Below are 22,252 nucleotides of genomic sequence, written 5' to 3' on the forward strand. Positions count from 1 at the left end.
GGACGGACGCGGCACGATCGACCGTCAGTCTTCGTCGAAGGTGTCGCCGGTGGCCGGCGCCGGGGCCGGGGTCGACGACCGCGGGGTGGTGCCGCGGGTGAGGAACTGCGGCGTGTGGCGCGGCTCGCGGGCGGCCCGCTCGGCGCGCTCGCCCGGATCGCGACCGATCTTCGGCTGCAGCTCGACGATGTCGAGGAACACGTCGGCCTGGCGGCGGAGCTCGTCGGCCACCATCGGGGGCTGCGTCGAGATGGTCGACACCACGGTCACGCGAACGCCGCGCCGCTGCACGGCCTCGACCAGCGAGCGGAAATCGCCGTCGCCGGAGAACAAAACCATGTGATCGATGTTGCCGGCGATCTCCATGGCATCGACCGCGAGCTCGATGTCCATGTTGCCTTTGACCTTTCGCCGGCCGGTCTGGTCGACGAACTCCTTGGTGGCCTTCGTCACCACCGTGTAACCATTGTAGTCCAGCCAGTCGATCAGGGGGCGAATCGACGAGTATTCTTGATCTTCGACAACCGCCGTATAATAGAAGGCGCGCAGAAGATATCCTCGGCCCTGGAACTCGCGCAGTAATCGCTTGTAATCGATGTCAAATCCGAGCGACTTTGCGGTCGCGTAGAGATTTGCTCCATCGATGAACAGAGCGATTTTCTCACTTGGCACTGCCATGGGTCTCTCGTTATTTGGTATCTTAGTATAGCGGATGCATGCCATGAATGGCCGCGCATCCGGGCTCGCTGCGTCGACGCTCTGTGTACGGACTGTTCGGATGGTCGCGACCGAAAATGGGTCGTCACGTGCTTGCCACGCAGAAGCAAGGGCTGCATCCAAAATCCGTGTCAGTCAATCACATATCCGGTCTGCGCTCCTTGTTCTAGTCAATTCACGATCGAAATACCTCATAAAAAATTGCAATGCGGCCCGTCGACCGTTGCACTTTGACACGGGGACGATTACGAGAGAGCAAACCCCACAGGAATTCGATCCAGGAGTCCGCCCTCGCATGGCACGCGTCACCGTCGAAGACTGCATCGACAAGGTCAGCAACCGGTTCGAGCTGGTTCTCCTGGCCGGCCACCGGGCCCGCATGATCTCGTCCGGCGCCCAGATCACGGTCGACCGTGACAACGACAAGAACCCGGTGGTCGCGCTGCGCGAGATCGCCGACGAGACGATTTCGCCCGAGGACCTCAAGGAGGAGCTCGTCCACTCCCTCCAGAAGTATGTCGAGGTCGACGAGCCCGAGCCCGAGTCGATCCCGCTGATCGGCGCCGGCGGCGAGGGCGTCGACGCCGACGACACCGAGGTGGTGCTGGAGCGGATGACCGAGGAGGAGCTGCTCAAGGGGCTCGAAGGGCTGGCGCCGCCCGAGGAGCGACCCGAGCCGGTCGAGGCCGACGACGAGGAGTGATCGCGTCGGCGGTGCCGGGCGCCTTCGTGGCGCACGCTCCGCCGATGATCCGGTCCGCCGGTGATCCGTTATCGTGATCGTGAGTCAGACCGGCGGCGCCCTCGGCCCGCCGGTTTTTCGTTTCTGAATTCGGTTCTCCATGGTTCCGGTTTTTTGCGTCACGACGTTGTTGTTGCGGTAGGAACTCGGCGCCATGTTATCCTGAACAATGGTTCGCGACGCGCCGGATCGGCGCGCCGCGTCCTGTGACACACGAGCGGCCACGGCGCGGCGGCGCGCCGCGGCGCAAGAAGCAAGAAGACTGACACGAATCGCCGGCCGAGGCCGGCCGAGGAGGCGAGGGTGGGTCCCCCGGTGACGAACTTGCCGCGGATGCAGGTGCAGGCGCCGATCCAGGCGCCGCGCGGCGCCGTGCCCCCCGGGATCGCGCCCGCGCCCGCGCCGCCGCCCGCAAAGCGGATGATGCGGCAGTACGAACTGGTCGAGCGGGTCCGCAAGTACAACCCGAACACCAACGAGGACCTGCTCAACCGCGCCTATGTCTACGCCATGAAGGCGCATGGCGAGCAGATGCGCGCCTCGGGCGATCCCTATTTCTCGCATCCGCTCGAGGTTGCGGCGATCCTCACCGACCTCAAGCTCGACGACGCCACGATCGTGGCGGCGCTGCTGCACGACACGATCGAGGACACCGACGCCACCCGAACCGACATCGACCAGATCTTCGGCGCCGACATCGGCCATCTGGTCGAGGGCCTGACCAAGCTGAAGAAGCTCGAGCTGGTCTCGCGCGAGGCCAAGCAGGCCGAGAACCTGCGCAAGCTCCTGCTCGCCATCGCCGAGGACGTGCGGGTGCTGCTGGTCAAGCTCGCCGACCGCCTGCACAACATGCGCACCCTCGTCTACATGCCGGTCGAGAAGCGCGGCCGCATCGCCGAGGAGACGATCGACATCTATGCGCCGCTCGCCGGCCGCATGGGCATGCACGAGATGCGCAGCGAGCTCGAGGACCTGGCGTTCCGCGAGCTGCATCCGGACGCCTTCAAGGTGATCGACGCGCGGCTGGAGCGGCTCGCCGCCCGCAACAGCGACCTGATCGCCGAGATCGAGCAGCAGCTCACCGTCAAGCTCGCCGCCCGCGGCATCCAGGCCGAGGTGTTCGGCCGCCGCAAGCACGCCTATTCGGTGTGGCGCAAGATGGAGCGCAAGGCGCTCGGCTTCGAGCAGCTCTCCGACATCTACGCGTTCCGGGCGATCGTCGGCTCGCTCGCCGACTGCTACCAGGCGCTCGGCGTCGTCCACACCACCTGGCCGGTGGTGCCGGGCCGCTTCAAGGACTACATCTCGACCCCCAAGCAGAACGACTACCGGTCGATCCACACGACCGTGATCGGGCCGCGCAACCAGCGCGTCGAGCTGCAGATCCGCACCCACGAGATGGACGAGATCGCCGAATACGGCATCGCGGCACACGCCCTCTACAAGGACGATCTCGGCACCCCCAACGAGACGCTGACGCGCGAGTCGAACGCCTATGCGTGGCTGCGCCGCACGATCGAGCTGCTCGCGGTCGGCTCCAACCCGGAGGAGTTCCTCGAGCACACCAAGCTCGAGCTGTTCCACGACCAGGTGTTCTGCTTCACGCCCAAGGGCAAGCTGATCGCGCTGCCGCGCAGCGCGACGCCGATCGACTTCGCCTATGCGGTCCACACCGACGTCGGCAACCGCGCGGTCGGCTGCAAGGTCAACGGCAAGATCGCGCCGCTGATTTCCGAGCTGCACAACGGCGACGAGGTCGAGATCCTCACCGCCCGCGGGCCGAACGCGCTGCCGGCGGCGTGGGAGTCGGTCGTCGTCACCGGCAAGGCGCGCGCCGCCATCCGGCGCGCCACGCGGGTCGCCGTGCGCAACCAGTACGCCGAGCTCGGCAAGCGCATCGTCGAGCGCATGTGCCAGCGGGCGAAGCGCGAATACTCGAACGAGAAGCTCGCCGGCGCGCTGCCGCGCCTCGCTCGCGCCACCATCGAGGACGTGTTCGCCGCGGTCGGCCGCAGCGAGATCAAGGCGTCCGACGTCGTGCGCGCCATGTATCCGGACTACAAGGAGGAGCGGGCGACCGCCGTCCCCAAGCCCGACAAGAGCTGGTTCGGGCTGAAGACCGGGCAGTCGGTGAAGTTCAAGGTGCCGGGCGCGACCGACGACGCGATCCCGATCCGCGGCATCAACTCCGATCTCCCGGTGCGCTTCGCCCCCGAGGGCGGCGCCGTGCCGGGCGACCGCATCGTCGGCATCCTCACGCCCGGCGAGGGCATCACCATCTACCCGATCCAGTCGCCGGCCCTCACCGCCTTCGAGGACCAGCCGGAGCGCTGGCTCGACGTGCGCTGGGACATCGACGAGAAGACGCCGCAGCGCTTTCCGGCCCGCGTCTTCGTGCAGTCGGTCAACGAGCCCGGATCGCTCGCCCAGGTCTGCCAGGTGATCGCCGACCACGACGGCAACATCGACAACCTGCGGATGAGCCGCGACGCGCCCGACTTCAGCCAGCTCACCATCGACCTCGAGGTCTACGACCTCAAGCACCTCACCGCGATCATCTCCCAGCTCCGCGCCAAGACGGTCGTCGCCAAGGCCGACCGGGTGGTCGGGTAGGGCGGCTCGCTTCTTACCTCTCCCCGCCTGCGGGGAGAGGTCGGATTTCGCGCCGAAGGGCGAAATCCGGGTGAGGGGGCGTCGCCGCGAGTTTGAGCGCTTCTGAAACGCCCCTTCATCCGACTCGCCGCTGCGCCGCGAGCCACCTTCTCCCCGCGGGCGGGGAGAAGGACAGCCGAGGCCCGCGCGTGTGGGATGAGGAGCGCCGGCACCGTGCCGCGCAACCCTTGAGTCCGCGAAAATTCTGCTGCACACCGGCGGCCTCGTATTCGTGCTCTGGAGCCCGCCCGTGACCGCTCCCAAGATCCGCCTCGGCGTCAATGTCGACCACGTCGCCACGTTGCGGAACGCCCGCGGCGGCCGGCATCCCGATCCGCTGCGCGCCGCCGAGATCGCCGTCGCGGCCGGCGCCGACGGCATCACGGCGCATCTGCGCGAGGATCGCCGCCACATCCGCGACGACGACATGGCGCGGCTGAAGGCGCAGCTGACCGTGCCGCTCAACATGGAGATGGCGGCGACGCCCGAGATGGTGGAGATCGCGCTGCGGCTGAAGCCGCACGCCGCCTGCCTGGTGCCCGAGCGGCGCGAGGAGCGCACCACGGAAGGCGGCCTCGACGCCGCGGGCCAGCTCGCCGAGCTGACCCCGCGGGTAAAGGCGCTCGGTGCCGCCGGCATCCGCGTGTCGCTGTTCATTGCGCCCGACCCGCTGCAGCTCGACGCCGCCGTGGCGGCCGGCGCCCCGGTGGTCGAGCTGCACACCGGCACCTGGTGCGAAGCCGTCGCGGCCGGCGAGCGCCTTCACGCCCAGGCGGAGTTCGAGCGCATCGTCCGCGCCGCCCGCGACGCGAAGGTGCGCGGCCTCGAGGTCCATGCCGGGCATGGCCTCGACCCGGTGACGGCCGAGGCGATCTCGGCGCTGCCCGAGGTGGTCGAGCTCAATATCGGCCACTGGCTGGTGGCCGAGGCGGTGTTCGACGGGCTCGACGGGGCGATCCGCCGTATGCGCGCCGCCGTGCAGCGGGGCCGCCAGGCGGCCGGCCGCGAGGCGGCCGGGCGCTGAGCCCCGAGGAGCGGCGCATGATCATCGGCATCGGCACCGACCTGTGCGACATCCGCCGCATCGAGAAGACGCTCGAGCGGCACGGCGAGCGCTTCGTCGCGCGCTGCTTCACCCCGATCGAGCGGGCGCTCGCCGAGCGCCGCAAGAACCGGGCGGAGACCTATGCGAAGCGGTTCGCCGCCAAGGAGGCCTGCGCCAAGGCGCTCGGAACCGGCTTCCGCCGCGGCGTGTTCTTCCGCGATCTGGGGGTTGTGAACCTGCCGTCCGGCAAGCCGACGCTGCAGCTGACCGGCGCCGCGGCCGAGCGTCTCGCCGCCCTGACGCCGGCCGGCTGCGAGGCGAGGATCGACCTCGCGCTCACCGACGAGTACCCGCTCGCCCAGGCCTTCGTGGTGATCTCGGCGGTACCGCGTTCCGTCGGGGACGCGGCGAGCGCGTCAATTGCGCCGGTCCCGCCGAGCCGCTAGAACCAGGACGCCGCTGCGCCGATTTCGTTCGTCGCCGGATGTCCCGCCATGCTCGCGCGGGTCCGTCGCGACGGTTCTCCGCCGAGCCCCCAGTCCCGGTCCGACCGTCGGGGCGACGACCGGTCCGGCCCGCCGCTTCGGCACGGCACCGCGTGCAGGCGGCACTCCGCGTGCAGGCGAGCCGCATGCAGACAAGGCGTGTGCAGACGAAGCGTGTGCAGGCGACCCGCCGACGATCCGGGCAGGTGATCCGGACAGGCGAACAACGAGAGGCCGATGAGCGTGTACGACAGCCAGGAGAAGCCGCAGGAGAAGAAGAAGGAAGGTGGGCTTCTCGAGACCGCCCGCGTCATCTTTCACGCGCTGATCATCGCGCTCGTCATCCGGACCTTCCTGTTCCAGCCGTTCAACATCCCGTCCGGCTCGATGATGGCGACGCTGCTGATCGGCGACTACCTGTTCGTCTCCAAGTACTCCTACGGCTACAGCCGCTACTCCTTCCCGCTGTCGCTGCCGCTGTTCAACGGCCGCATCATGGGCTCGGAGCCGCAGCGCGGCGACGTCGTCGTGTTCCGCCTGCCCAAGGACGACTCGACCGACTACATCAAGCGGGTGATCGGCCTGCCCGGCGACCGCGTCCAGATGGTCGGCGGCCTCCTGCACATCAACGGCCAGCCGGTGAAGCGCGAGCGCGTCTCCGACTATGTCGACGAGGAGGGCGGCCGCACCGTGCGGGTCCGGCGCTGGAAGGAGACCCTGCCGAACGGCGTCTCCTACGAGACCCTCGACCTGCAGGACAACGGCTTCCTCGACAACACCCCGGTCTACGAGGTGCCGCCCGGCAACTTCTTCATGATGGGCGACAACCGCGACAACTCGACCGACAGCCGGGTGCTGAGCCAGGTCGGCTACGTGCCGCTCGACAACATCATCGGCAAGGCCCAGGTGATCTTCTTCTCGGTCGGCGACGGCGTGCCGGCCTGGCACGTCTGGGCGTGGCCTTACGCGGTGCGCTGGGGGCGGCTGCTGACGCTGGTGAGATGAGCACACGGACCAAGCCGGGCCGGCGCGAGCTGGAGGCCCGCATCGGCTACACGTTCTCCGACGCGAAGCTCCTGGAGACGGCGCTGACCCACATCTCGGCGCTCTCCGGCAAGAGCCGCGCCGGCAGCTACCAGCGGCTCGAGTTCCTCGGCGATCACGTCCTCGGCCTCGTCGTCTCGGACATGCTGTTCCGCGGCTTCCCGAAGGCCGAGGAGGGCGAGCTGTCGCGTCGGCTCGCCGACCTGGTGCGCCGCGAGACCTGCGCCGACGTCGCCCGCACGCTCGATCTCGGCCCCGCCATCAAGCTCGGCGTCTCCGAGGCGAACGGCGGCGGGCGGCGCAACACCGCCATTCTGGCCGACATCTGCGAGGCGGTGATCGGCGCCGTCTTCGTCGACGGCGGCTACCCGGCCGCGGCCGCCATGATCGAGGCGCTGTGGGGCGAGCGCATGCGCACGCCCACCCGGCCGCTGCGCGATTCGAAGACGATCCTGCAGGAGTGGGCGCAGGGGCGCGGGCTGCCGACGCCGAGCTACCGCGAGGTCGAGCGCACCGGCCCGCACCACGATCCCGAGTTCAAGGTTCTGGTCGAGCTGCCCGACCTGCCGCCGGCCGAAGGCATCGGCCGCTCCAAGCGCGCCGCCGAGCAGGCCGCGGCCGCCGCCTTCCTGGGCCGCGAGGGCGTCGCGACCGCCCCGGCCGAAGCCTGATCCCGTTTCCCGACCCTGGTTTTCCGACCCCGAGTTTTCGACCCCGACCTTCCGACCTCCGACCTTCCGACCTCCGATCGCGAGCCCCGATGACCGACACTCCGTCCATGCCCGAGCCGACGTCCGACCCGGCGCCCGCAAAAACCCGGTGCGGCTTCATCGCCGTGATCGGCGCGCCCAATGTGGGCAAGTCGACGCTGGTCAATGCGCTGGTCGGCAGCAAGGTGACGATCGTCAGCCCGAAGGTGCAGACGACGCGCACGCTGGTGCGCGGCATCACCATCGTCGGCGCCTCGCAGCTCATCTTCGTCGACACGCCCGGCATCTTCGCGCCGCGCCGGCGGCTCGAGCGCGCCATGGTGACGACCGCCTGGTCGGGTGCCCAGGACGCCGACCTCGCCGTGCTGGTGGTCGACGCCAAGCGCGGCCTCGACGAGGAGACGGCGGCCATCGTCGACAAGCTGCGCGAGGTGCGCCAGCCCAAGGTGCTGGTGCTCAACAAGGTCGATCTGGTGGCGAAGCCGGCGCTGCTGGCGCTCGCACAGGCGCTGAACGAGCGCGTCGCCTTCGGCGAGACCTTCATGATCTCGGCCATGACGGGCGACGGCGTGCCGCGGGTCGCCGAGACGCTCGCCGCGAAGGTGCCGGATGGGCCGTGGCTCTATCCCGAGGACCAGATGTCGGACGCGCCGATGCGCAGCCTCGCGGCCGAGATCACCCGCGAGAAGCTCTTTCTCAAGCTGCACCAGGAGCTGCCCTACCGCTCGACGGTCGAGACCGACTCGTGGACCGAGCAGCCCGACGGCTCGGTGCGGATCGAGCAGACCATCTTCGTCGAGCGCGAGAGCCAGCGTAAGATCGTGCTCGGCAAGGGCGGCCACACCATCAAGTCGATCGGCTCGGACGCGCGGTTGGAACTCGCCGGCCTGCTGGAGCAGAAGGTCCACCTGTTCCTGTTCGTGAAGGTGCGTGAGAACTGGTCCGACGACCCCGAGCGCTACCGCGAGATGGGACTGGAGTTCCCGAAGGGGTAGGGCGGGCCTGGGCCGTAGCTTGGGCTGTAGCCCGCATGGAGCGGAACGCGGAATGCGGGAACGGTGATCCCGGATTGCGCTGCGCTCCATCCGGGCTACGAGGACCGCGGCTTCCACCCCGCCGAATCCCGGTCTAAGTCTGTCTCATGCAGTGGTCCGAGGAAGGCATCGTGCTCGGGGTGCGGCGGCACGGCGAGACGAGCGCCATCGTCGAGCTGATGACGCGCGACCACGGGCGCCATCTCGGGCTGGTGCGAGGCGGGGCGGGGCCGCGCCTGCAGCCGGTGCTGCAGCCCGGCAACCGGGTCGCCGCGATCTGGCGGGCGCGGCTCGAGGAGCATCTCGGCAACTACGCGGTCGAAGGCGTGCGGCTGCGCGCCGGCGCGCTCCTGGCCCGCCCGCACGCGCTCTACGGCATCGTCCATCTCGCCGCACTGACCCGCCTGCTGCCGGAGCGCGACCCGCATCCGCTCGTCCACGATGCCCTGGAGGCGATCCTCGACCACATCGCCGAGCCGGCGCTCGCCGGCGCGCTGGTCGTGCGCTTCGAGCTGCAGCTGCTCGCCGAGCTCGGCTTCGGCCTCGATCTCGACCGCTGCGCCGTCTCCGGCACGGCCGACGACCTCGCCTATGTGTCACCGAAGTCGGGGCGGGCGGTGTCGCGCGCTGTCGGTGCGCCCTGGCACGACCGGCTGCTGCCGCTGCCCGCGTTTCTCGCCCAGGACCACGACGAGGCGAGTGCCGAAAGCCTCGCCGACGCGTTCCGGATGACCGGCTTCTTCCTGGCCCGCCATGTCTTCGAGCCGCGCGGCCTGCCACTGCCCGATGCCCGCACGGCGTTCCTGGCCGCGGTGGCGCGGGCGGCCGCGCCAGCGTGCTGCGCTGCCACGGTTTAACACTGTCGAGCGCCAGAGGACTCGCGCGGGGCGCAAATACCTCGGAGTCATTCTCGCAGAAGCGCAAACAACGCTGCAATGCAGCGTCAAATTATTTTAACAAGACTCTGGTACCGCTGGAAACAAGGCGGCAATTGGCCATATGATGGTCAAAAAGGAGGGCCGCGGGAACAAAGCCGGCTCCCGACCGTTGTCAGAGGGATCGAACCGTCAGAGGGTCATCATGAACGCATTCGTTCGACGTTTTGTCATGCACTACGGCATCTATCGCCGGTACCCGCTCGCGCGCGTGGACGCCCTGCGGAACGCATGGCGCATCGCCCGGGCGTAGCGCTCGACCTGCCTTTCGCCGCCCCCGGCGCGTGACGAACGCACCGGATTGGGCCGCGCGACATCCTGTCTCAGGATCCCAGGCCCGCCACGGCAGCCCCGTGGCGGGCCTTCGCGTTTTGTGGGCTTCGGCACGGTCGCGACGCTGTCCGGTCAGGCCACCGCTCGTCTCGTCCGCTCGTCTCGTCACGACGGTCGGGCTGCACTGCCTCCATCCCTCATGGTGAGGAGCGCTCCCCCGGGTCTGCGCTTCGCGCAGCCCGAGGGTAAACTCCGGAGCGCATCTCGAACCATGCGGCCCCCGACCGAGGCCGCCCTCGCCCTTCGAGACGCGCCCTTCGGGCGCTCCTCAGGGGTGAGGGCGGATAGAGCTGATCGCGCGCGCGCGTTCGTCGAACCGGTGAACCGGTGATCAGATCGCGTTCTCGAACTTGCCGCTGCGCGGAAAACCCTTGGGCGGCAGGCGGCCGGCGTCGGCGCGGTTGCCGCGCCACTCGGCGAGTTCTTTCAGCGTCTGGGTAAACACGCGCCCCGCCGAGTCGGTCCAGCTCAGCCCCTCGGCGCCCGTGAAGGTCTTGAGGTCGGAGAGGCCGCCGTCCTTGTACCGCTGCAGCCGCACGCCCTTGCCGCGGTTCATCTCCGGCACCTGGTCGAGCGGGAAGATCAGGAGCTTGCGGTTCTCGCCGATCACCGCGACCTGGTCGCCGCTCACCGTGGCGACGAGGCGCGCCTCGTCCGGCATCTCGACGTTGAGCACCTGCTTGCCGCGCCGCGTGTTGGCGAGGCACTCGTCCTCGCTCACCACGAAGCCGTGGCCGCCATGGCTCGCCACCAGGAACTTGCGTCCGCCGACGAACGGGAAGACGGCGACGAGGTCGGCCTCCTGCTCCATGTCGATGTAGAGGCGCACCGGCTCGCCGTGGCCGCGCCCGCCCGGCAGCTTGCCGGCCTCGAGCGTGTAGAAGCGGCCGTTGGTGGCGAGCACCAAAATTTTCGAGGTCGTCTCCGCCGGGAACGTGAACTCGAGCTTGTCGTCGGCCTTGAACTGGACGCCCGAGAGGTCCGTGACGGTGCCCTTGAGGGCGCGGATCCAGCCCTTCTCGGAGACCACCACGGTGATCGGCTCGCGGATCACCATCGCCTCCTCGATCGCCGCCTCGTCGTGGGCCGGCGCCTCGGCGAAGCCGGTGCGACGCTTGCCGAGCGGCGTCTTGGGGCCGAACTTGGTCCTCACCTCGCGGATCTGCTCGGCGATCTTGGCCCACTGCTTGGGCTCCGAGCCGACCAGCCCCTGCAGGCCGCGCTGCTCGGCGCGCAGCGCCGCGTCCTCGGAGCGGATCTCCATCTCCTCGAGCTTGCGCAGGTTGCGCAGCCGCATGTTCAGGATCGCTTCGGCCTGCACGTCGGTGAGCTTGAAGGTCTTCATCAGGACGGGCTTGGGCTCGTCCTCGGTGCGGATGATCTTGATCACCTTGTCGAGGTTCAGATAGGCGACCAGATAGCCGCCCAGCACCTCGAGCCGGTGGGCGATGACGCCGAGCCGGTGGTTGGAGCGCCGCACCAGCACGTCGCGGCGGTGGTCGAGCCACTCGCGCAGCGCCTCGTGCAGGCCGATCACCTTGGGGATGCGGCCGCCGACCAGCACGTTCATGTTGAGCGGGATGCGCGACTCGAGATCGGTCAGCTTGAACAGCGACTCCATCAGGAGCTCGGCGTCGACCGTCTTGGCGCGCGGCTCGATGACGAGCCGGATGTCCTCGGCCGACTCGTCGCGCACGTCGCCGACCAGCGGCAGCTTCTTGTCGTTGAGGAGCTCGGCGATGCGCTCGACGAGGCGCGACTTCTGCACCAGCCACGGGATCTCGGTGATCACGATCAGCCAGGTGCCGCGCGCACCGTCCTCCTTGTGCCAGCGCGCCCGCACCCGGAACGAGCCGCGCCCGGTCTCGTAGGCCTCGGCGATCGTCGCGCGGCTGTCGATGATCAGGCCGCCGGTCGGGAAGTCCGGACCGGGGACGTATTTCATCAGCGCCTTCGGCTTGGCGTCGGGATGCTCGATCAGATGCAGGGCGGCGTCGCACAGCTCGGCGGCGTTGTGCGGCGGGATCGCGGTGGCCATGCCGACCGCGATGCCCTGGGCGCCGTTGGCGAGCAGATTGGGGAACGCGCCGGGCAGCACCACGGGCTCCTGCTCGGAGCCGTCATAGGTCGGGCGGAAGTCGACCGCGTCCTCTTCGAGGCCGTCGAGCATCAGCCGCGCGACCTCGGTGAGGCGCGCCTCGGTGTATCGCATGGCGGCGGCGTTATCGCCGTCGATGTTGCCGAAGTTGCCCTGGCCGTCGACCATCGGGAAGCGGACCGAGAAGTCCTGCGCCAGCCGCACCAGCGCGTCGTAGACGGCCTGGTCGCCGTGCGGGTGGAACTTGCCGATCACGTCGCCGACCACGCGGGCGCATTTCTTGAACGCCGCGCCGGGATCGAGACGCAGCTCGCGCATCGCGTAGAGCAGGCGGCGGTGCACCGGCTTGAGCCCGTCGCGCGCGTCGGGCAGGGCACGATGCATGATGGTCGAGAGCGCATAGGCGAGGTAGCGCTCCTCCAGAGCCTCGCGCAGCGCGACGTCGTGCACGTCCGACGGATCGGGGGGAATCAGGGTCTTGGTCATGGGGCGATCGAATAACCCGCACGCCGGACCTGAACAATATCGCCGCGAAAGCGTTGGAAAGAGCCGGTAGGCCGCGGCCACCGGATGAATGCCTGATGAACGAGCTCTCCATAATTATGCTGTGATTCAAAGGTCTTATATTGATCGGCAGCGCCCGCTGCCGGGCCTCGGGGATCACACCGGAACCAGCCACGGAGGAACGGCGCGACCAGGCTACGCCACCCTTGAAGGCATCGAGGACGTCGGAGAGCCGACGTCGACCCCGAATCTGTCCCAGTCATGGACCGTCGCCGGCCTCACGGCCGGACCCTGCCTCGACGGTCGGAGAGGAGATCGAGATGCGTGGAACGATCCTGGCCGCCGCCGCGGCCGTCGGCATCGGGCTGTTCGGAATGGCGCCGGCGTCCGCCGCGCCTGCCACCGGGGCCTCCGGCCTTCTGTCGGCCGCCGAGGTCCAGGAGGCCGTGATCCAGGCGCAGTGGCACTATGCCCGCCGCAGCCATTGGCGCTGGGGCAGCCGCGGCTACGTGCACGGGCCGAACCGGAGCCACTGGCGCTGGGGCAGCCGCCCGCGCTGCCACTGGCGCGGCCGCAGCGTGTGGGGCCGCTGCTGAGCGTCGCGGCGAAGCGATCGTCCGAGCGACGCTCGGACGAACGCGCTTCGGACGTGCGAGCTTCGGACGTGTGAACGATGGCCGGCCCGCTCGCGGGCCGGCTTTTTGTCGAGCGGACGGCTCACGTCGCCGAGAACGCCTCGTGGTACTCGACCGTGCCGGCTGGCGGCGGGGACCCGCGGAACGGGACGGCGAGGACGTAGCGGTCGGGGACGCCGGGGACGTGCAGGCCGGCGGGGCGGCGAAAGCCGTGGCGGCCGTAATAGGCCGGGTCGCCGACCACCAGGCAGCCGGCGGCGCCGCGCGTCTTCAGGCGGGAGAACCCCTCCTGGATCAGCGTCGTGCCGATGCCGGCGCGCTGCCGGTCGGGCCGCACCGACAGCGGGCCGAGCGCGACCCAGCCGCCGTTCGTCCCGTTGCCGTTGATGCGGAAGCCGGGACCGAAGATCTGCACGGCCGAGAAGGCCGCCTGGCCGACCAGGCCGGACGCATCCTCGGCCACCAGGGCGACGACGGCGCCGCCGCTCGCCCACAGGGCGTCCATGATGGCCGGCTCGGTGCCGGAGGCGATAGGGAGCCCGCGATAGGCGGCGGTGACGACGGCACGCACGGCGTCGCGGTCGGCGTCGGTCTGGTCCCGGATAATGATCGAATCATGCATAGCCCGGTGGTCATAGCATCGACTCCGGCGACAGGAAGAGGGGACTGCGCACGACGGGGTTGTGCTCTGCGAAGAACGCGCCGACGCCCCGGTTCAATGGCTGCCGCGGACGAACAGCTCGTAGAACGTCACCAGAACCTCGACGACGATCAGCAGGACGATGGTCGCCTCCAGCCGCACGCTGCGCTGGGTGTCGATGATGTCGGTGATGGCGCGCGCCGTGTCGTCGATCACCTCGAGCTTGCGGGCGAGCGACGTGGCGCGCTCCTTCAGCTCGTACTCGTCGGCGAGGCGCAGCCACAGCCGCTCGAACTCCGGCTGGTCCCACAGGATGTCGGGCTTGTCCTCGATCTCGACGCGGCCGGCGAGGCGGTGCTGCACCTGCAGGGCCTGGCCGATGGTGCGCAGCATCTGGCGACGTCCCGAGGGGGTGCGGCCGGTGCGGGCGAGCGCCGCCGCGAACGGCTCCATCACCTCCAGGACCGTGCCGACCTCGCGCTCGTCGCGGGCCAGCGCGGCATTCTTGGCGAGCACGTCGGCGACGACGAGAAGACGCGGCGGCGTGAGGGCGCGGATCGCCACCGGGCCGCCCGGCACCACCTGGTCGTCCTGGTCGGGCGTGATCTCGACCACGGTCGATTCGTCCTCGACGTCGTCGTAGCGGCCGGCGAGCCGGGGGCCGAGCGCCCGCACCAGCTCGTCCTCCTCGACCGGCGACAGGCCGATCAGCACGGCGACGCCGTAGCGGAACAGCACCGCGTAGCCGGCCGCACCGGACCGGAAGGCGAGCGGTGTCGTCGAGACGAGGTCGCTGCGCTCCAGGCCGGCCGTGTCGATGCGGTCGCCGAGCAGCAGGGTGCGGGCGGTGAGACGGGCGCGCGTCGCCGGCACCGCCACGGGGGCGGCCGCCGGCGCGGCGACGGGAAGGGGAGCACGTTCAGCCATGGCGGCAGTATAGCAGGCCGCACGTGACAGGAGGCGGGCGATGGGGCCGAGCGTTCGCCACGCCGGCCGGTCCGCGGGACGGTGGCGCAGGTTGTCCGGACCGCCGGAAACGCCCTATAGTTCGGCCATGACGAAGCTTTTCGACCAGGCCGTCGAGGCCGCCCGCGCCCTGCCGCCGGACGCGCAGGACGAGCTCGCCCGCGTCATGCTCGACATGCTCGCCGACGACCGCCCGCCCGAGGCGATCGATCCCGCCGATGAAGCGGCCGTCCGAGAAGGGCTCGCGCAGGCCGAGCGCGGCGAGCTCGCGACGGACGCCGAGGTCGACGCCGTCTTCCGTCGCTTCGAGGGATGACGATTCGCTACACGCGCCGCGCGGTTGCCGACCTCGCGGGCATCGCCGACCACATCCGGGCTCGGGACCCCGCAGCCGCGCTTCGCGTCCGCACCGCCATTCTCGACAGCATCCGGACGCTGATTCTGTTTCCTCGGGCCGGACGCCGGCAGTCCGTCGCCGGCGTCCGGAAGCTGGTCACCCGGAAGTACCCGTACCTCGTCTATTACAGCGTCGACGGGGCGAACGGGGACATCGTCATCCTGGCCATCAGGCATCCTGCCCGACGTCGTGAGCACGAGGACGGCTGAAGGTCTGCCGGCAGCGACGCACCGTTCCCCACAGAGCTCCGCGTCACGCCGCCGTGGCGGGGCGGATCTTCGACTTCGCCCAGTAGTCCGGATCGGCCTTCGATCGCGCCAGCGCCTCGGCGGTCTCGAAGCCCGGGGCCATCGAGCCGTCCTGGCCGGCCAGCACCTGGTGGTGCTCGATGTTCAGGGTGCGCAGCCAGCGCTGCTGGCCCATCGTGACGGCGACGAAGTAGCCGATCTCCACCAGCTCCGGCTCGGAGAAATGCGCGTGCAGCCGCGCCCAGAAGGCGTCGTCGGTCGGCAGGTCCCAGGTGATCGCCTCGGCGTAGGAGAGGGCGGCCTTCTGCTTGTCGTCGTAGCGCGTCGAGGTTTCGAAGTTGATCAGGTCGCGGTAGTCGTCCTCGATCAGCCCGGCCTTGGCCGACTTGATCGAGCGCTGGTTGCCGCAGAACTCGCACAGCACCGAGCGGGACACGTAGACGCGGCACAGCTCCTTGATCGAATGGTCGGCGACGCCCTGGTGGAACACGGTGCGCCAGGTGTCGGCGAAGGACCAGAACACCGCCGGCACATGCGCGCGCACGGCCTGGCTCTCCGGGCGCGGCGTCCCCTCGCGGGCGCAACGCTGCAGCTCCTCGGTCATCGCCGGGTCCGTGATGGTCGCGGGGTCGACATAGCTGATGCGCGGGGCCATGGGGTTCCTCCTGTTGTTTTTCGTGTTGCCGTCCGGCACGCGTGCGCGGGCGGCGCCACCTTGTATACAGGGTTGGAACGCTTCGGGCGAGACGCCGGTCGACGGCTTCGTGTCCCGGACGCGGTGCGACGCACCGTGAGCCGGGACCCAGGGGCGATCACGTGATGCGCTGCCGCGCGGCCCCTGGGTCCCGGCTCGGCGGCGCCTCGGGCCTGCGGCCCGATGCGCCTTGTCCGGGACACGGTGTCGGCGAGCGGCGGCACCAGCGCCGCTCACCCGGCCATCGCCTCCTCGTACTCCGACGACAGCGTCAGCCACTCGTCCTCGGCCGTCGCGAGCGCGCTCGCGGCGTCGGCCCGCTCCTTGGCGAGGCCGGCGGCCTTCGCGGCGTCGCGGGCGTAGAGGGCCGGATCGGCGAGCGCCGCGTCGAGCTTGGCGATGCGCTGGTGCAGCGTCTCGATCTGCTTCTCCAGCGCGCCGATCCGCTTGCGCAGCGGCGCCAGCTCGGCGCGCTTCTCGGCGGCGGCGCGGCGCTGGTCGGTGCGCGACGGGGTCTTGTCGGCCCTGTCACTGCGGCGGTCGGTCTCGTCGTCGCCGGCGAGAATCAGCCGCCGATAGTCGTCGAGATCGCCCTCGAAGGGCGAGACGCCGCCGTTCGCGACGAGCCACAGCCGGTCGGCGCAGGCGTCGAGCAGATAGCGGTCATGCGACACCATCACGACCGCGCCCGGGAACTCGTTGATGGCGTCGATCAGGGCGGCGCGGCTGTCGATGTCGAGATGATTGGTCGGCTCGTCGAGCAGCAGCAGATGCGGCGCGTGGAAGGTCGCGAGCCCGAGCAGCAGCCGCGCCTTCTCGCCGCCCGAGAGCTTGCCCACCAGCGTGTCGGCGGCGCCCTCGGAAAAGCCGATGGCGCCGGCCTTGGCCCGCACGGCGCTCTCGGCCGCGTCCGGCATCAGCCGGCGGACATGCGTGTAGACGCTCGCGCCCTCGTCGAGCTCGTCGAGCTGATGCTGGGCGAAGTAGCCGACGTCGAGCTTGTCGGCGCGGGTGACGCGGCCGTCCATGGCGCCGATCTTGCCGGCGATCAGCTTGACGAGCGTCGACTTGCCGTTGCCGTTGGCGCCGAGAAGCGCGATGCGGTCGTCGTTGTCGATGCGCAGCGTCACCCGCTTGAGGATCGGCTTGCCGGGCTCGTAGCCGACCGACACGTCGTCGACCGCGATGATGGGCGGCGACAACAATCGCTGCGGTGCCGGCAGCACGATCTCGCGCACCTCGTCGGCGATGCGGGCGGGGGCCGGCCCGAGCCGCTGCAGCATCTTCAGCCGCGACTGCGCCTGACGGGCCTTGGTCGCCTTGGCGCGGAAGCGCTCGACGAAGGCGGTGAGGCGGGCGCGCTGCGCCTCCTGCTTCTTGGCGAGCTTCTGATCGAGGAGCAGCCGCTCGGCCCGCGTCTTCTCGAAGGTCGAGTAGTTGCCGCGGTAGAACGTGAGCTTGCCGTTCTCCAGATGCAGGATCGAATCGACCGCGTTGTCGAGCAGGTCGCGATCGTGGCTGATCACCACGACCGTGTGCGGATAGCGGGCGATATGCTCCTCGAGCCACAGCGTGCCCTCGAGGTCGAGATAGTTGGTCGGCTCGTCGAGCAGCAGCACGTCGGGCTCGCGGAACAGCACCGCGGCGAGCGCGACGCGCATGCGCCAGCCGCCCGAGAACTCGCTCACCGGGCGCTTCTGATCGTCGTGCGAGAAGCCGAGCCCGTGCAGGATCGCGGCGGCCCGCGCCGGGGCCGAATGCGCGCCGATGTCGGCGAGGCGGGTGTGCAGCTCGGCGATGCGGTGCGGGTCGGTCGCGGTCTCGGCCTCGGCGAGCAGCGCGGTGCGCTCGGTGTGGGCGGCGAGCACGATGTCGATCAGCGGCTGCGGCCCGTTCGGCGCCTCTTGGGGCAGGGTGCCGATGACGGTGCGGGCCGGCACGCCGATCTCGCCCGAGTCGGCGTGGTGCTGGCCCGTGATGGTGCGGAACAGGGTCGACTTGCCGGTGCCGTTGCGGCCGACGAGGCCGACGCGCGCGCCGGCCGGAACCTGCACCGTGGCGCGGTCGACGAGAAGGCGTCCGGCGATCCGGACCGTGAGGTCGGTGATGACGAGCATGCGGCCTTATACACGGAATTTTGCCAGGAGCAGGGGGCGTGTGCCTCGGGGCCGTGCCCCGGACAAGTCACATCGGGCGCAGGCCCGATGTGACGCAGAGCCGGGGCTCAGGGGCGGCCCGGCGATGCCTCGTCTCATGGCTTCTGGGTCCCGGCGCGCGGTGCGTCGCACCGCGTCCGGGACACGGGTGCGGCAACGGGCCGGAAACCCTCACCAGCACAGGGTGGTCACCACCTGACCCTGCTTGTTCTTGATCACGTGCGGGCAGCGCAGGCGCTCCAGGGCCGGCTTGGCGTCGGCGTTGCCGAGCGCCACGGCGCGCTCGTAATAGGCCTTGGCGGCGGTCGTGTCCTTGTCGCCGCCCAGTCCCTCGGCGGCGAAGAAGCCGGCCCGCTCCAGCGCACCGGCGTGGTCCTGGGCGGCCGCCTTCTCGAACAGGGCACGCGCCCCGGTGGCGTCCTTGCCGCCGCCCGTTCCGGCCGCGAGCAGCAGGCCGAGTTGGTACTGCGCCTCCGGGTTGCCGGCCTCGGCCGCCCTCGCGAGCAGGGCGCGCTGACGCGCCGGATCGGCCGCGGCCCCGCTCGCGCCGGCGCCGCCCGACAGCGCCGCCAGATTGGTGACGCCGCGCGGATTGCCGGCCTCGGCCGCCTTCTCGAACAGCTTTCGCGCTTGGTCCTCGTTTTTCGGCATGCCCGTGCCGGTAGCGTAGAGGAGGCCGAGCTCGACCATCGCGGCGGTGCTGCCCTTGTCGGCGGCCCGGCGGAACGCCGCCGCGGCCTCGGCCGGCTGGCGGTTCGCCGCATAGGCGCGACCCAGCCCGTATTGCGCGCGCCGCGATCCCGCCGCCGCGACCTTGCAGAACCTGATCGCCGTCGCCACGTCGCCGGCGGCGATCTCGGCGACGCCCTTCACGTCCGCCGGCTTGTCCGGGTCGCTCGGATCGGCGGCGATGCGGTCGCAGAGCACGAGGTCGGCCGACTGGCCGAAGGCGCCGCTGGATGGTGCGCCGACCAACGCGGCGAGGCCGATGCAGGCAGTGGCGAGAAAGCGGCCTGGTGTCGTCATGATGATATCGCCGAGCGTCCGTCCGATGTGCCGTGTGCCGTGTGGCGAAACAAGACTACGACCGCCGGCAGAACGCGGCAAGGCGGGGCCGAACTCGACGGTGCGTCGGCGCCGTGCGTTCGTTTGCCGGCGCGTTCGTGTGCCATCGCGTTCGTGTGTCGTCGAGTTCGTGTAGAGTGCGCGCCGCACGCAACCGAGGAGGTGTCGATGTGCGTTCCGGGATGCATGGAGGCCGTGACGGCCGGGCTGTCGCGCCGCGGCTTCTTCGGCCGCGCCGGAGCGGCGGCGGCCGGCTTCGCCGCCACGGCGATCGCACCGGCCTCGGTCCTGGCGCAGAGCGCTCCGCCCGCCACCGCGCCGGCCGTGCCCGCTCCCCCGCCGAAGACCGCGATGCCGACGAGCTTCACGCGCGTGATCGATCTCTCCCACACGCTCGGGCCGAAATTCCCGACCTTCTTCGACACCGCCGGGATCGAGATGGAGCAGCGCGCCGACTTCGCCAAGGACGGCTACAACATGTATGTCTGGACGCTCGTCGAGCATGCCGGCACGCATATCGACGCGCCGATTCATTTCGCCGAGAAGGGCGCGAGCGTCGACCAGATCACGACCGAGACTCTGGTCGTCCCGCTCGCCGTCGTCGACGTCGTCGAGAAGGCCTCCGACGAGGCGGACTATCTGATGTCGCGGGCCGATCTCGATGCGTGGGAGGCGAAGCACGGGAGGCTGCCGCGCGGCTGCTGCGTCGCCATGCATTCGGGCTTCGGCAAGCTCGCGCTCACCGATCCGGCGCGCTTCATCGGCCGCGACGTCGACGGGACGCTGCACTTTCCCGGCATCGCGCCGGAGGCGGCGGAGTGGCTGCTGAAGGAGCGCGAGGTCGTGGGGCTCGCGGTCGACACGCTGTCGCTCGACAACGGCCCCTCGAAGGACTTCAAGACTCACAAGGTGTGGCTGCCGGCCGGCCGCTGGGGCCTGGAGAACGTCGCCAATCTGGAGCAGGCGCCGGCCGTCGGGGCGACGCTGGTCGTCGGCCTGCCGAAGATCGAGGAGGCGACCGGCGCACCGGTGCGCCTGTTCGCGCTGGTCTGATCACGTCGCTGACGCGAATCGCCGCGCATCCGGAGCAGTTCGCCCGTGACAGCGATCTGATCAGATCGTCGGCCCGGACCTGTACGGTCGTACGGTCGAACAAACAAGGTCCGGGTGCTCTCTTCGAACCACCGAGCACAAAAAAAGGCGGGCGGTTCTTTCGAACCGCCCGCTGGGCATCGCAGCATCGCGCACCCCCGTGGCACGACGCTGCGCACCGACTGTTCGACCGAGACGACGCTCTCACGTGTCGATCGATCGTTCGCGGGGGACAATGCTGCGGGCGGGTCCTAGCGGCTTTGATCTAGATCAGCCACGGGTCGGAAAATGGGGACAGGCCGCCCGGCGTGACCGCTGCGCGATGCCGGAAAGGCGCATGACCAAAGGCGTTCAGTGCATCGTCACGCTGCGCGGCGGTCGCCGCATACGACCAATGTCGGATGCGAAGATGGTGAACGGCGGCGCCGGTCGGTCACGTCCGCCGCCGTCTGATCGCGTGCTGCAGCGCCGTGACGTCAGCCGTTCCAGTCGATCGTGCCGACGTCCCACTTGGCGCGATTCTTCGCCGCCTTCCTGATGAAGTCGTCGATCGCCGCCGAGGGCTTGTGATCGGGATTGGCCTTGCAGTAGGTGGCGATCATGCCGACGACCTTCTGCTCGTCAAGACCGGCGAGATCGACGTGCTTTCCGTCGTGCTCGAGCAGCGCGACATTGGCGGCGCTCAGATAGCCCTGCACCCAGGCGTAGAGCATCAGGTTGACCGGGTTCTGCAGGCCCTCGGCCGGCTTCAGATCGGCCGCGAGCTTGCTGCAGCTCGACGCGCCGATGCCCTGGGTGACGAGCGGCTCGGCGCGCGTCGCGGCCGGCAGGGCGATCACGCCGGCGGCCAGCAGGCCGGTGGCGAGCAGGGGGGCCACGAACGTCCGTCCGATCATCGGAAACAACCTCCAAGGTACACGGGTCGCGATGCGACCTCCCGTCGAGCAGCGGCCCGCTGGCCGGGCCGCCGTCGGCCGGGACACTAGAGCACGCGACCGGACAATGGGAACCAATGCGGCATAAAATCGACAAGTTTGCGGTCCGAAACCGGGCCTGTCGCGGCCGGTGACCCGGCCGGGGCGGGGACATCCGTATCGGGGACAGCTGTGTCGGGACCGTCCCGTCGTGGACGGTCGTGTGGCGTGCGCCGGGGAGGCGAGATGCTGGGATTCGATCCGGCCGGCGGGGTGACGTCGCTGCCCGTCTGGGGGACCGGCCTGGTCGCCGTCCTCGCCGTGGTGGGTGCCGTCGCCGCGTGGCGGCGCAGCGGCGCCGGCGCACTGGTCGCCGGCATCGCCGCCCTGATCGTCGCCGCCGTGGCGGCCGGCGCTGCCGTCACCACCGGCATGATGCTGCACGAGCGGGTCGCCGAGCGTCGCGCGCTGGAGCAGCGCATGGCCGATCTCGCGGCCCGCGCTTTGGTGCCCGGCTCGCCGCTCGCCTGCCTGGACGGGCTCGTCGCCACGCCCGGCGAGGCGGCCTGCGAGGCGGTTCTGTTCGGACGTCCCGAGACGGCCGCGGCGGCCGTGTCCTACGTGGCCGCCCAGGTCGACCTCTTCGTCCAGGCGGCGCCGCGCGTCGCCGGGGATGCGGCGGCGGTCCGCGCGCTCCTGCCGCTGAAGCGCGCGCTCGTCGCCGACCGGTTCGGAATCGTCGCCCACGTGCTCGCCCTGCGGGCCGGCTGCTCGGCCGACTTCTGCCCGCCGCTCGCCCTCTTCGAGCAGCCGGACCGGCTGCGCGGCCATCTGCGCGAGCGGTCCTTCGATGCGATCCTGGCCCGCCATGCGGCCGGCTGGCGGGCCGGCGGCGACGCCGACAGCCCTGTGGGCGCGGCCGGAGGGGCGAGCGCGCCCGGTCTCGCCGGCACCGGCCGCACGCCGGCCGAAGGAGCGGCAGCCCGCCGGCGCCGGCCACCCGGTGTCGTCGCGTTACGATTTCCCGTCCGCCGCCTCGATTCCGCCGGTGAGCATCATGGCGCCGGAGCCGTCGACGCCGGCGGCGCCAGTCCCGGCCCGCGACCTGCCGGCCGCCGTGCCGGCCTCGCCGGGCGCCGCGCCGGC

At 70.1% G+C, this 22,252-nt stretch carries 21 protein-coding genes; 13 read left to right on the forward strand and 8 right to left on the reverse strand.

Features of this window, described 5'->3' with window-relative positions; translation table 11 throughout:
• Positions 1-24 precede the first annotated feature (24 nt).
• Positions 25-678, reverse strand: a complete 654-nt coding sequence (locus tag ABTU92_RS00220; protein ID WP_111358541.1) for an NYN domain-containing protein — start codon at positions 676-678, stop codon at positions 25-27.
• A gap of 334 nt (positions 679-1,012) precedes the next feature.
• Between ABTU92_RS00220 and rpoZ the strand changes: the two genes are divergently transcribed.
• The 8 genes from rpoZ to recO all read left to right on the forward strand — a co-directional run bounded on the left by rpoZ (position 1,013) and on the right by recO (position 9,286).
• Entirely contained in the window at positions 1,013-1,420 is a 408-nt protein-coding gene (gene rpoZ, locus ABTU92_RS00225; protein ID WP_408086473.1) for a DNA-directed RNA polymerase subunit omega, read from the forward strand.
• 372 nt (positions 1,421-1,792) lie between these two features.
• Positions 1,793-4,072, forward strand: coding sequence for a RelA/SpoT family protein (locus tag ABTU92_RS00230; protein ID WP_408086517.1), 2,280 nt, complete (start codon positions 1,793-1,795; stop codon positions 4,070-4,072).
• A 289-nt stretch (positions 4,073-4,361) separates the two neighbouring features.
• On the forward strand, positions 4,362-5,135 hold the full coding sequence (locus ABTU92_RS00235) for a pyridoxine 5'-phosphate synthase (RefSeq protein WP_408086475.1): 774 nt from the start codon (positions 4,362-4,364) through the stop codon (positions 5,133-5,135).
• Positions 5,136-5,152: 17 nt separating this feature from the next.
• Positions 5,153-5,602, forward strand: coding sequence for a holo-ACP synthase (gene acpS, locus ABTU92_RS00240; RefSeq protein WP_408086477.1), 450 nt, complete (start codon positions 5,153-5,155; stop codon positions 5,600-5,602).
• Between the two features lie 276 nt (positions 5,603-5,878).
• The gene (lepB, locus tag ABTU92_RS00245) at positions 5,879-6,646 is read left to right on the forward strand and encodes a signal peptidase I (protein WP_408086479.1); all 768 of its coding nucleotides are present in this window, start codon (positions 5,879-5,881) and stop codon (positions 6,644-6,646) included.
• Complete coding sequence (gene rnc, locus ABTU92_RS00250) at positions 6,643-7,356, forward strand: ribonuclease III (RefSeq protein ID WP_408086481.1); 714 nt, start codon at positions 6,643-6,645, stop codon at positions 7,354-7,356. Before lepB ends, rnc begins: the two co-directional genes overlap by 4 nt.
• A gap of 107 nt (positions 7,357-7,463) precedes the next feature.
• Positions 7,464-8,390: a GTPase Era gene (era, locus tag ABTU92_RS00255; protein ID WP_408086483.1), complete on the forward strand. Its 927-nt coding sequence runs from the start codon at positions 7,464-7,466 to the stop codon at positions 8,388-8,390.
• 146 nt (positions 8,391-8,536) lie between these two features.
• Positions 8,537-9,286, forward strand: a complete 750-nt coding sequence (recO, locus tag ABTU92_RS00260) for a DNA repair protein RecO (protein ID WP_408086485.1) — start codon at positions 8,537-8,539, stop codon at positions 9,284-9,286.
• Between the two features lie 742 nt (positions 9,287-10,028).
• Here the strand turns inward: recO and parC are convergent.
• The gene (parC, locus tag ABTU92_RS00265) at positions 10,029-12,281 is read right to left on the reverse strand and encodes a DNA topoisomerase IV subunit A (protein ID WP_408086487.1); all 2,253 of its coding nucleotides are present in this window, start codon (positions 12,279-12,281) and stop codon (positions 10,029-10,031) included.
• 338 nt (positions 12,282-12,619) lie between these two features.
• Between parC and ABTU92_RS00270 the strand changes: the two genes are divergently transcribed.
• On the forward strand, positions 12,620-12,895 hold the full coding sequence (locus ABTU92_RS00270) for a hypothetical protein (RefSeq protein ID WP_408086489.1): 276 nt from the start codon (positions 12,620-12,622) through the stop codon (positions 12,893-12,895).
• Positions 12,896-13,016: 121 nt separating this feature from the next.
• Here the strand turns inward: ABTU92_RS00270 and ABTU92_RS00275 are convergent, their stop codons facing one another.
• Complete coding sequence (locus ABTU92_RS00275) at positions 13,017-13,556, reverse strand: GNAT family N-acetyltransferase (RefSeq protein WP_408086491.1); 540 nt, start codon at positions 13,554-13,556, stop codon at positions 13,017-13,019.
• Between the two features lie 93 nt (positions 13,557-13,649).
• Positions 13,650-14,501: an RMD1 family protein gene (locus tag ABTU92_RS00280; RefSeq protein ID WP_408086493.1), complete on the reverse strand. Its 852-nt coding sequence runs from the start codon at positions 14,499-14,501 to the stop codon at positions 13,650-13,652.
• A 127-nt stretch (positions 14,502-14,628) separates the two neighbouring features.
• Here ABTU92_RS00280 and ABTU92_RS00285 point away from each other — a divergent pair, with 127 nt between their 5' ends.
• Together ABTU92_RS00285 and ABTU92_RS00290 are read left to right on the forward strand one after the other, a co-directional pair.
• Positions 14,629-14,856: a hypothetical protein gene (locus ABTU92_RS00285; protein ID WP_408086495.1), complete on the forward strand. Its 228-nt coding sequence runs from the start codon at positions 14,629-14,631 to the stop codon at positions 14,854-14,856.
• The gene (locus ABTU92_RS00290) at positions 14,853-15,146 is read left to right on the forward strand and encodes a type II toxin-antitoxin system RelE/ParE family toxin (RefSeq protein WP_408086497.1); all 294 of its coding nucleotides are present in this window, start codon (positions 14,853-14,855) and stop codon (positions 15,144-15,146) included. The genes ABTU92_RS00285 and ABTU92_RS00290 overlap by 4 nt, the downstream gene beginning before the upstream one ends.
• 43 nt (positions 15,147-15,189) lie before the next feature.
• Here ABTU92_RS00290 and ABTU92_RS00295 read toward each other — a convergent pair whose 3' ends face one another.
• The 3 genes from ABTU92_RS00295 to ABTU92_RS00305 form a co-directional block, all read right to left on the reverse strand.
• Positions 15,190-15,840: a carboxymuconolactone decarboxylase family protein gene (locus ABTU92_RS00295; RefSeq protein WP_408086499.1), complete on the reverse strand. Its 651-nt coding sequence runs from the start codon at positions 15,838-15,840 to the stop codon at positions 15,190-15,192.
• 272 nt (positions 15,841-16,112) lie between these two features.
• Complete coding sequence (locus ABTU92_RS00300) at positions 16,113-17,996, reverse strand: ABC-F family ATP-binding cassette domain-containing protein (RefSeq protein ID WP_408086501.1); 1,884 nt, start codon at positions 17,994-17,996, stop codon at positions 16,113-16,115.
• A 210-nt stretch (positions 17,997-18,206) separates the two neighbouring features.
• Positions 18,207-19,061: a tetratricopeptide repeat protein gene (locus ABTU92_RS00305; protein WP_408086503.1), complete on the reverse strand. Its 855-nt coding sequence runs from the start codon at positions 19,059-19,061 to the stop codon at positions 18,207-18,209.
• A 207-nt stretch (positions 19,062-19,268) separates the two neighbouring features.
• On the opposite strand from ABTU92_RS00305, the gene ABTU92_RS00310 reads away from it, so the two are divergent.
• Positions 19,269-20,153 (forward strand): cyclase family protein, encoded by an 885-nt coding sequence (locus ABTU92_RS00310; RefSeq protein ID WP_408086505.1) that lies wholly within the window; start codon positions 19,269-19,271, stop codon positions 20,151-20,153.
• A 515-nt stretch (positions 20,154-20,668) separates the two neighbouring features.
• Here the strand turns inward: ABTU92_RS00310 and ABTU92_RS00315 are convergent.
• Complete coding sequence (locus ABTU92_RS00315) at positions 20,669-21,088, reverse strand: hypothetical protein (RefSeq protein WP_408086507.1); 420 nt, start codon at positions 21,086-21,088, stop codon at positions 20,669-20,671.
• A gap of 264 nt (positions 21,089-21,352) precedes the next feature.
• On the opposite strand from ABTU92_RS00315, the gene ABTU92_RS00320 reads away from it, so the two are divergent.
• On the forward strand, positions 21,353-22,252 hold a 900-nt coding region (locus ABTU92_RS00320), incomplete at its 3' end, for a hypothetical protein (protein ID WP_408086509.1).

The organism is Rhodoplanes sp. SY1 (assembly GCF_046000175.1).
Classification (GTDB): domain Bacteria; phylum Pseudomonadota; class Alphaproteobacteria; order Rhizobiales; family Xanthobacteraceae; genus Rhodoplanes.

Excerpts from the sequence above, each read along its gene's own strand:
- ABTU92_RS00220 (WP_111358541.1), bottom strand. The coding sequence starts at position 678 with ATGGCAGTGCCAAGTGAGAAAATCGCTCTGTTCATCGATGGAGCAAAT.
- rpoZ (WP_408086473.1), top strand. The coding sequence starts at position 1,013 with ATGGCACGCGTCACCGTCGAAGACTGCATCGACAAGGTCAGCAACCGG.
- ABTU92_RS00230 (WP_408086517.1), top strand. The coding sequence starts at position 1,793 with ATGCAGGTGCAGGCGCCGATCCAGGCGCCGCGCGGCGCCGTGCCCCCC.
- acpS (WP_408086477.1), top strand. The coding sequence starts at position 5,153 with ATGATCATCGGCATCGGCACCGACCTGTGCGACATCCGCCGCATCGAG.
- lepB (WP_408086479.1), top strand. The coding sequence starts at position 5,879 with ATGAGCGTGTACGACAGCCAGGAGAAGCCGCAGGAGAAGAAGAAGGAA.
- rnc (WP_408086481.1), top strand. The coding sequence starts at position 6,643 with ATGAGCACACGGACCAAGCCGGGCCGGCGCGAGCTGGAGGCCCGCATC.
- era (WP_408086483.1), top strand. The coding sequence starts at position 7,464 with ATGCCCGAGCCGACGTCCGACCCGGCGCCCGCAAAAACCCGGTGCGGC.
- recO (WP_408086485.1), top strand. The coding sequence starts at position 8,537 with ATGCAGTGGTCCGAGGAAGGCATCGTGCTCGGGGTGCGGCGGCACGGC.
- parC (WP_408086487.1), bottom strand. The coding sequence starts at position 12,281 with ATGACCAAGACCCTGATTCCCCCCGATCCGTCGGACGTGCACGACGTC.
- ABTU92_RS00270 (WP_408086489.1), top strand. The coding sequence starts at position 12,620 with ATGCGTGGAACGATCCTGGCCGCCGCCGCGGCCGTCGGCATCGGGCTG.
- ABTU92_RS00275 (WP_408086491.1), bottom strand. The coding sequence starts at position 13,556 with ATGCATGATTCGATCATTATCCGGGACCAGACCGACGCCGACCGCGAC.
- ABTU92_RS00280 (WP_408086493.1), bottom strand. The coding sequence starts at position 14,501 with ATGGCTGAACGTGCTCCCCTTCCCGTCGCCGCGCCGGCGGCCGCCCCC.
- ABTU92_RS00285 (WP_408086495.1), top strand. The coding sequence starts at position 14,629 with ATGACGAAGCTTTTCGACCAGGCCGTCGAGGCCGCCCGCGCCCTGCCG.
- ABTU92_RS00290 (WP_408086497.1), top strand. The coding sequence starts at position 14,853 with ATGACGATTCGCTACACGCGCCGCGCGGTTGCCGACCTCGCGGGCATC.
- ABTU92_RS00295 (WP_408086499.1), bottom strand. The coding sequence starts at position 15,840 with ATGGCCCCGCGCATCAGCTATGTCGACCCCGCGACCATCACGGACCCG.
- ABTU92_RS00300 (WP_408086501.1), bottom strand. The coding sequence starts at position 17,996 with ATGCTCGTCATCACCGACCTCACGGTCCGGATCGCCGGACGCCTTCTC.
- ABTU92_RS00305 (WP_408086503.1), bottom strand. The coding sequence starts at position 19,061 with ATGACGACACCAGGCCGCTTTCTCGCCACTGCCTGCATCGGCCTCGCC.
- ABTU92_RS00310 (WP_408086505.1), top strand. The coding sequence starts at position 19,269 with ATGTGCGTTCCGGGATGCATGGAGGCCGTGACGGCCGGGCTGTCGCGC.
- ABTU92_RS00315 (WP_408086507.1), bottom strand. The coding sequence starts at position 21,088 with ATGATCGGACGGACGTTCGTGGCCCCCCTGCTCGCCACCGGCCTGCTG.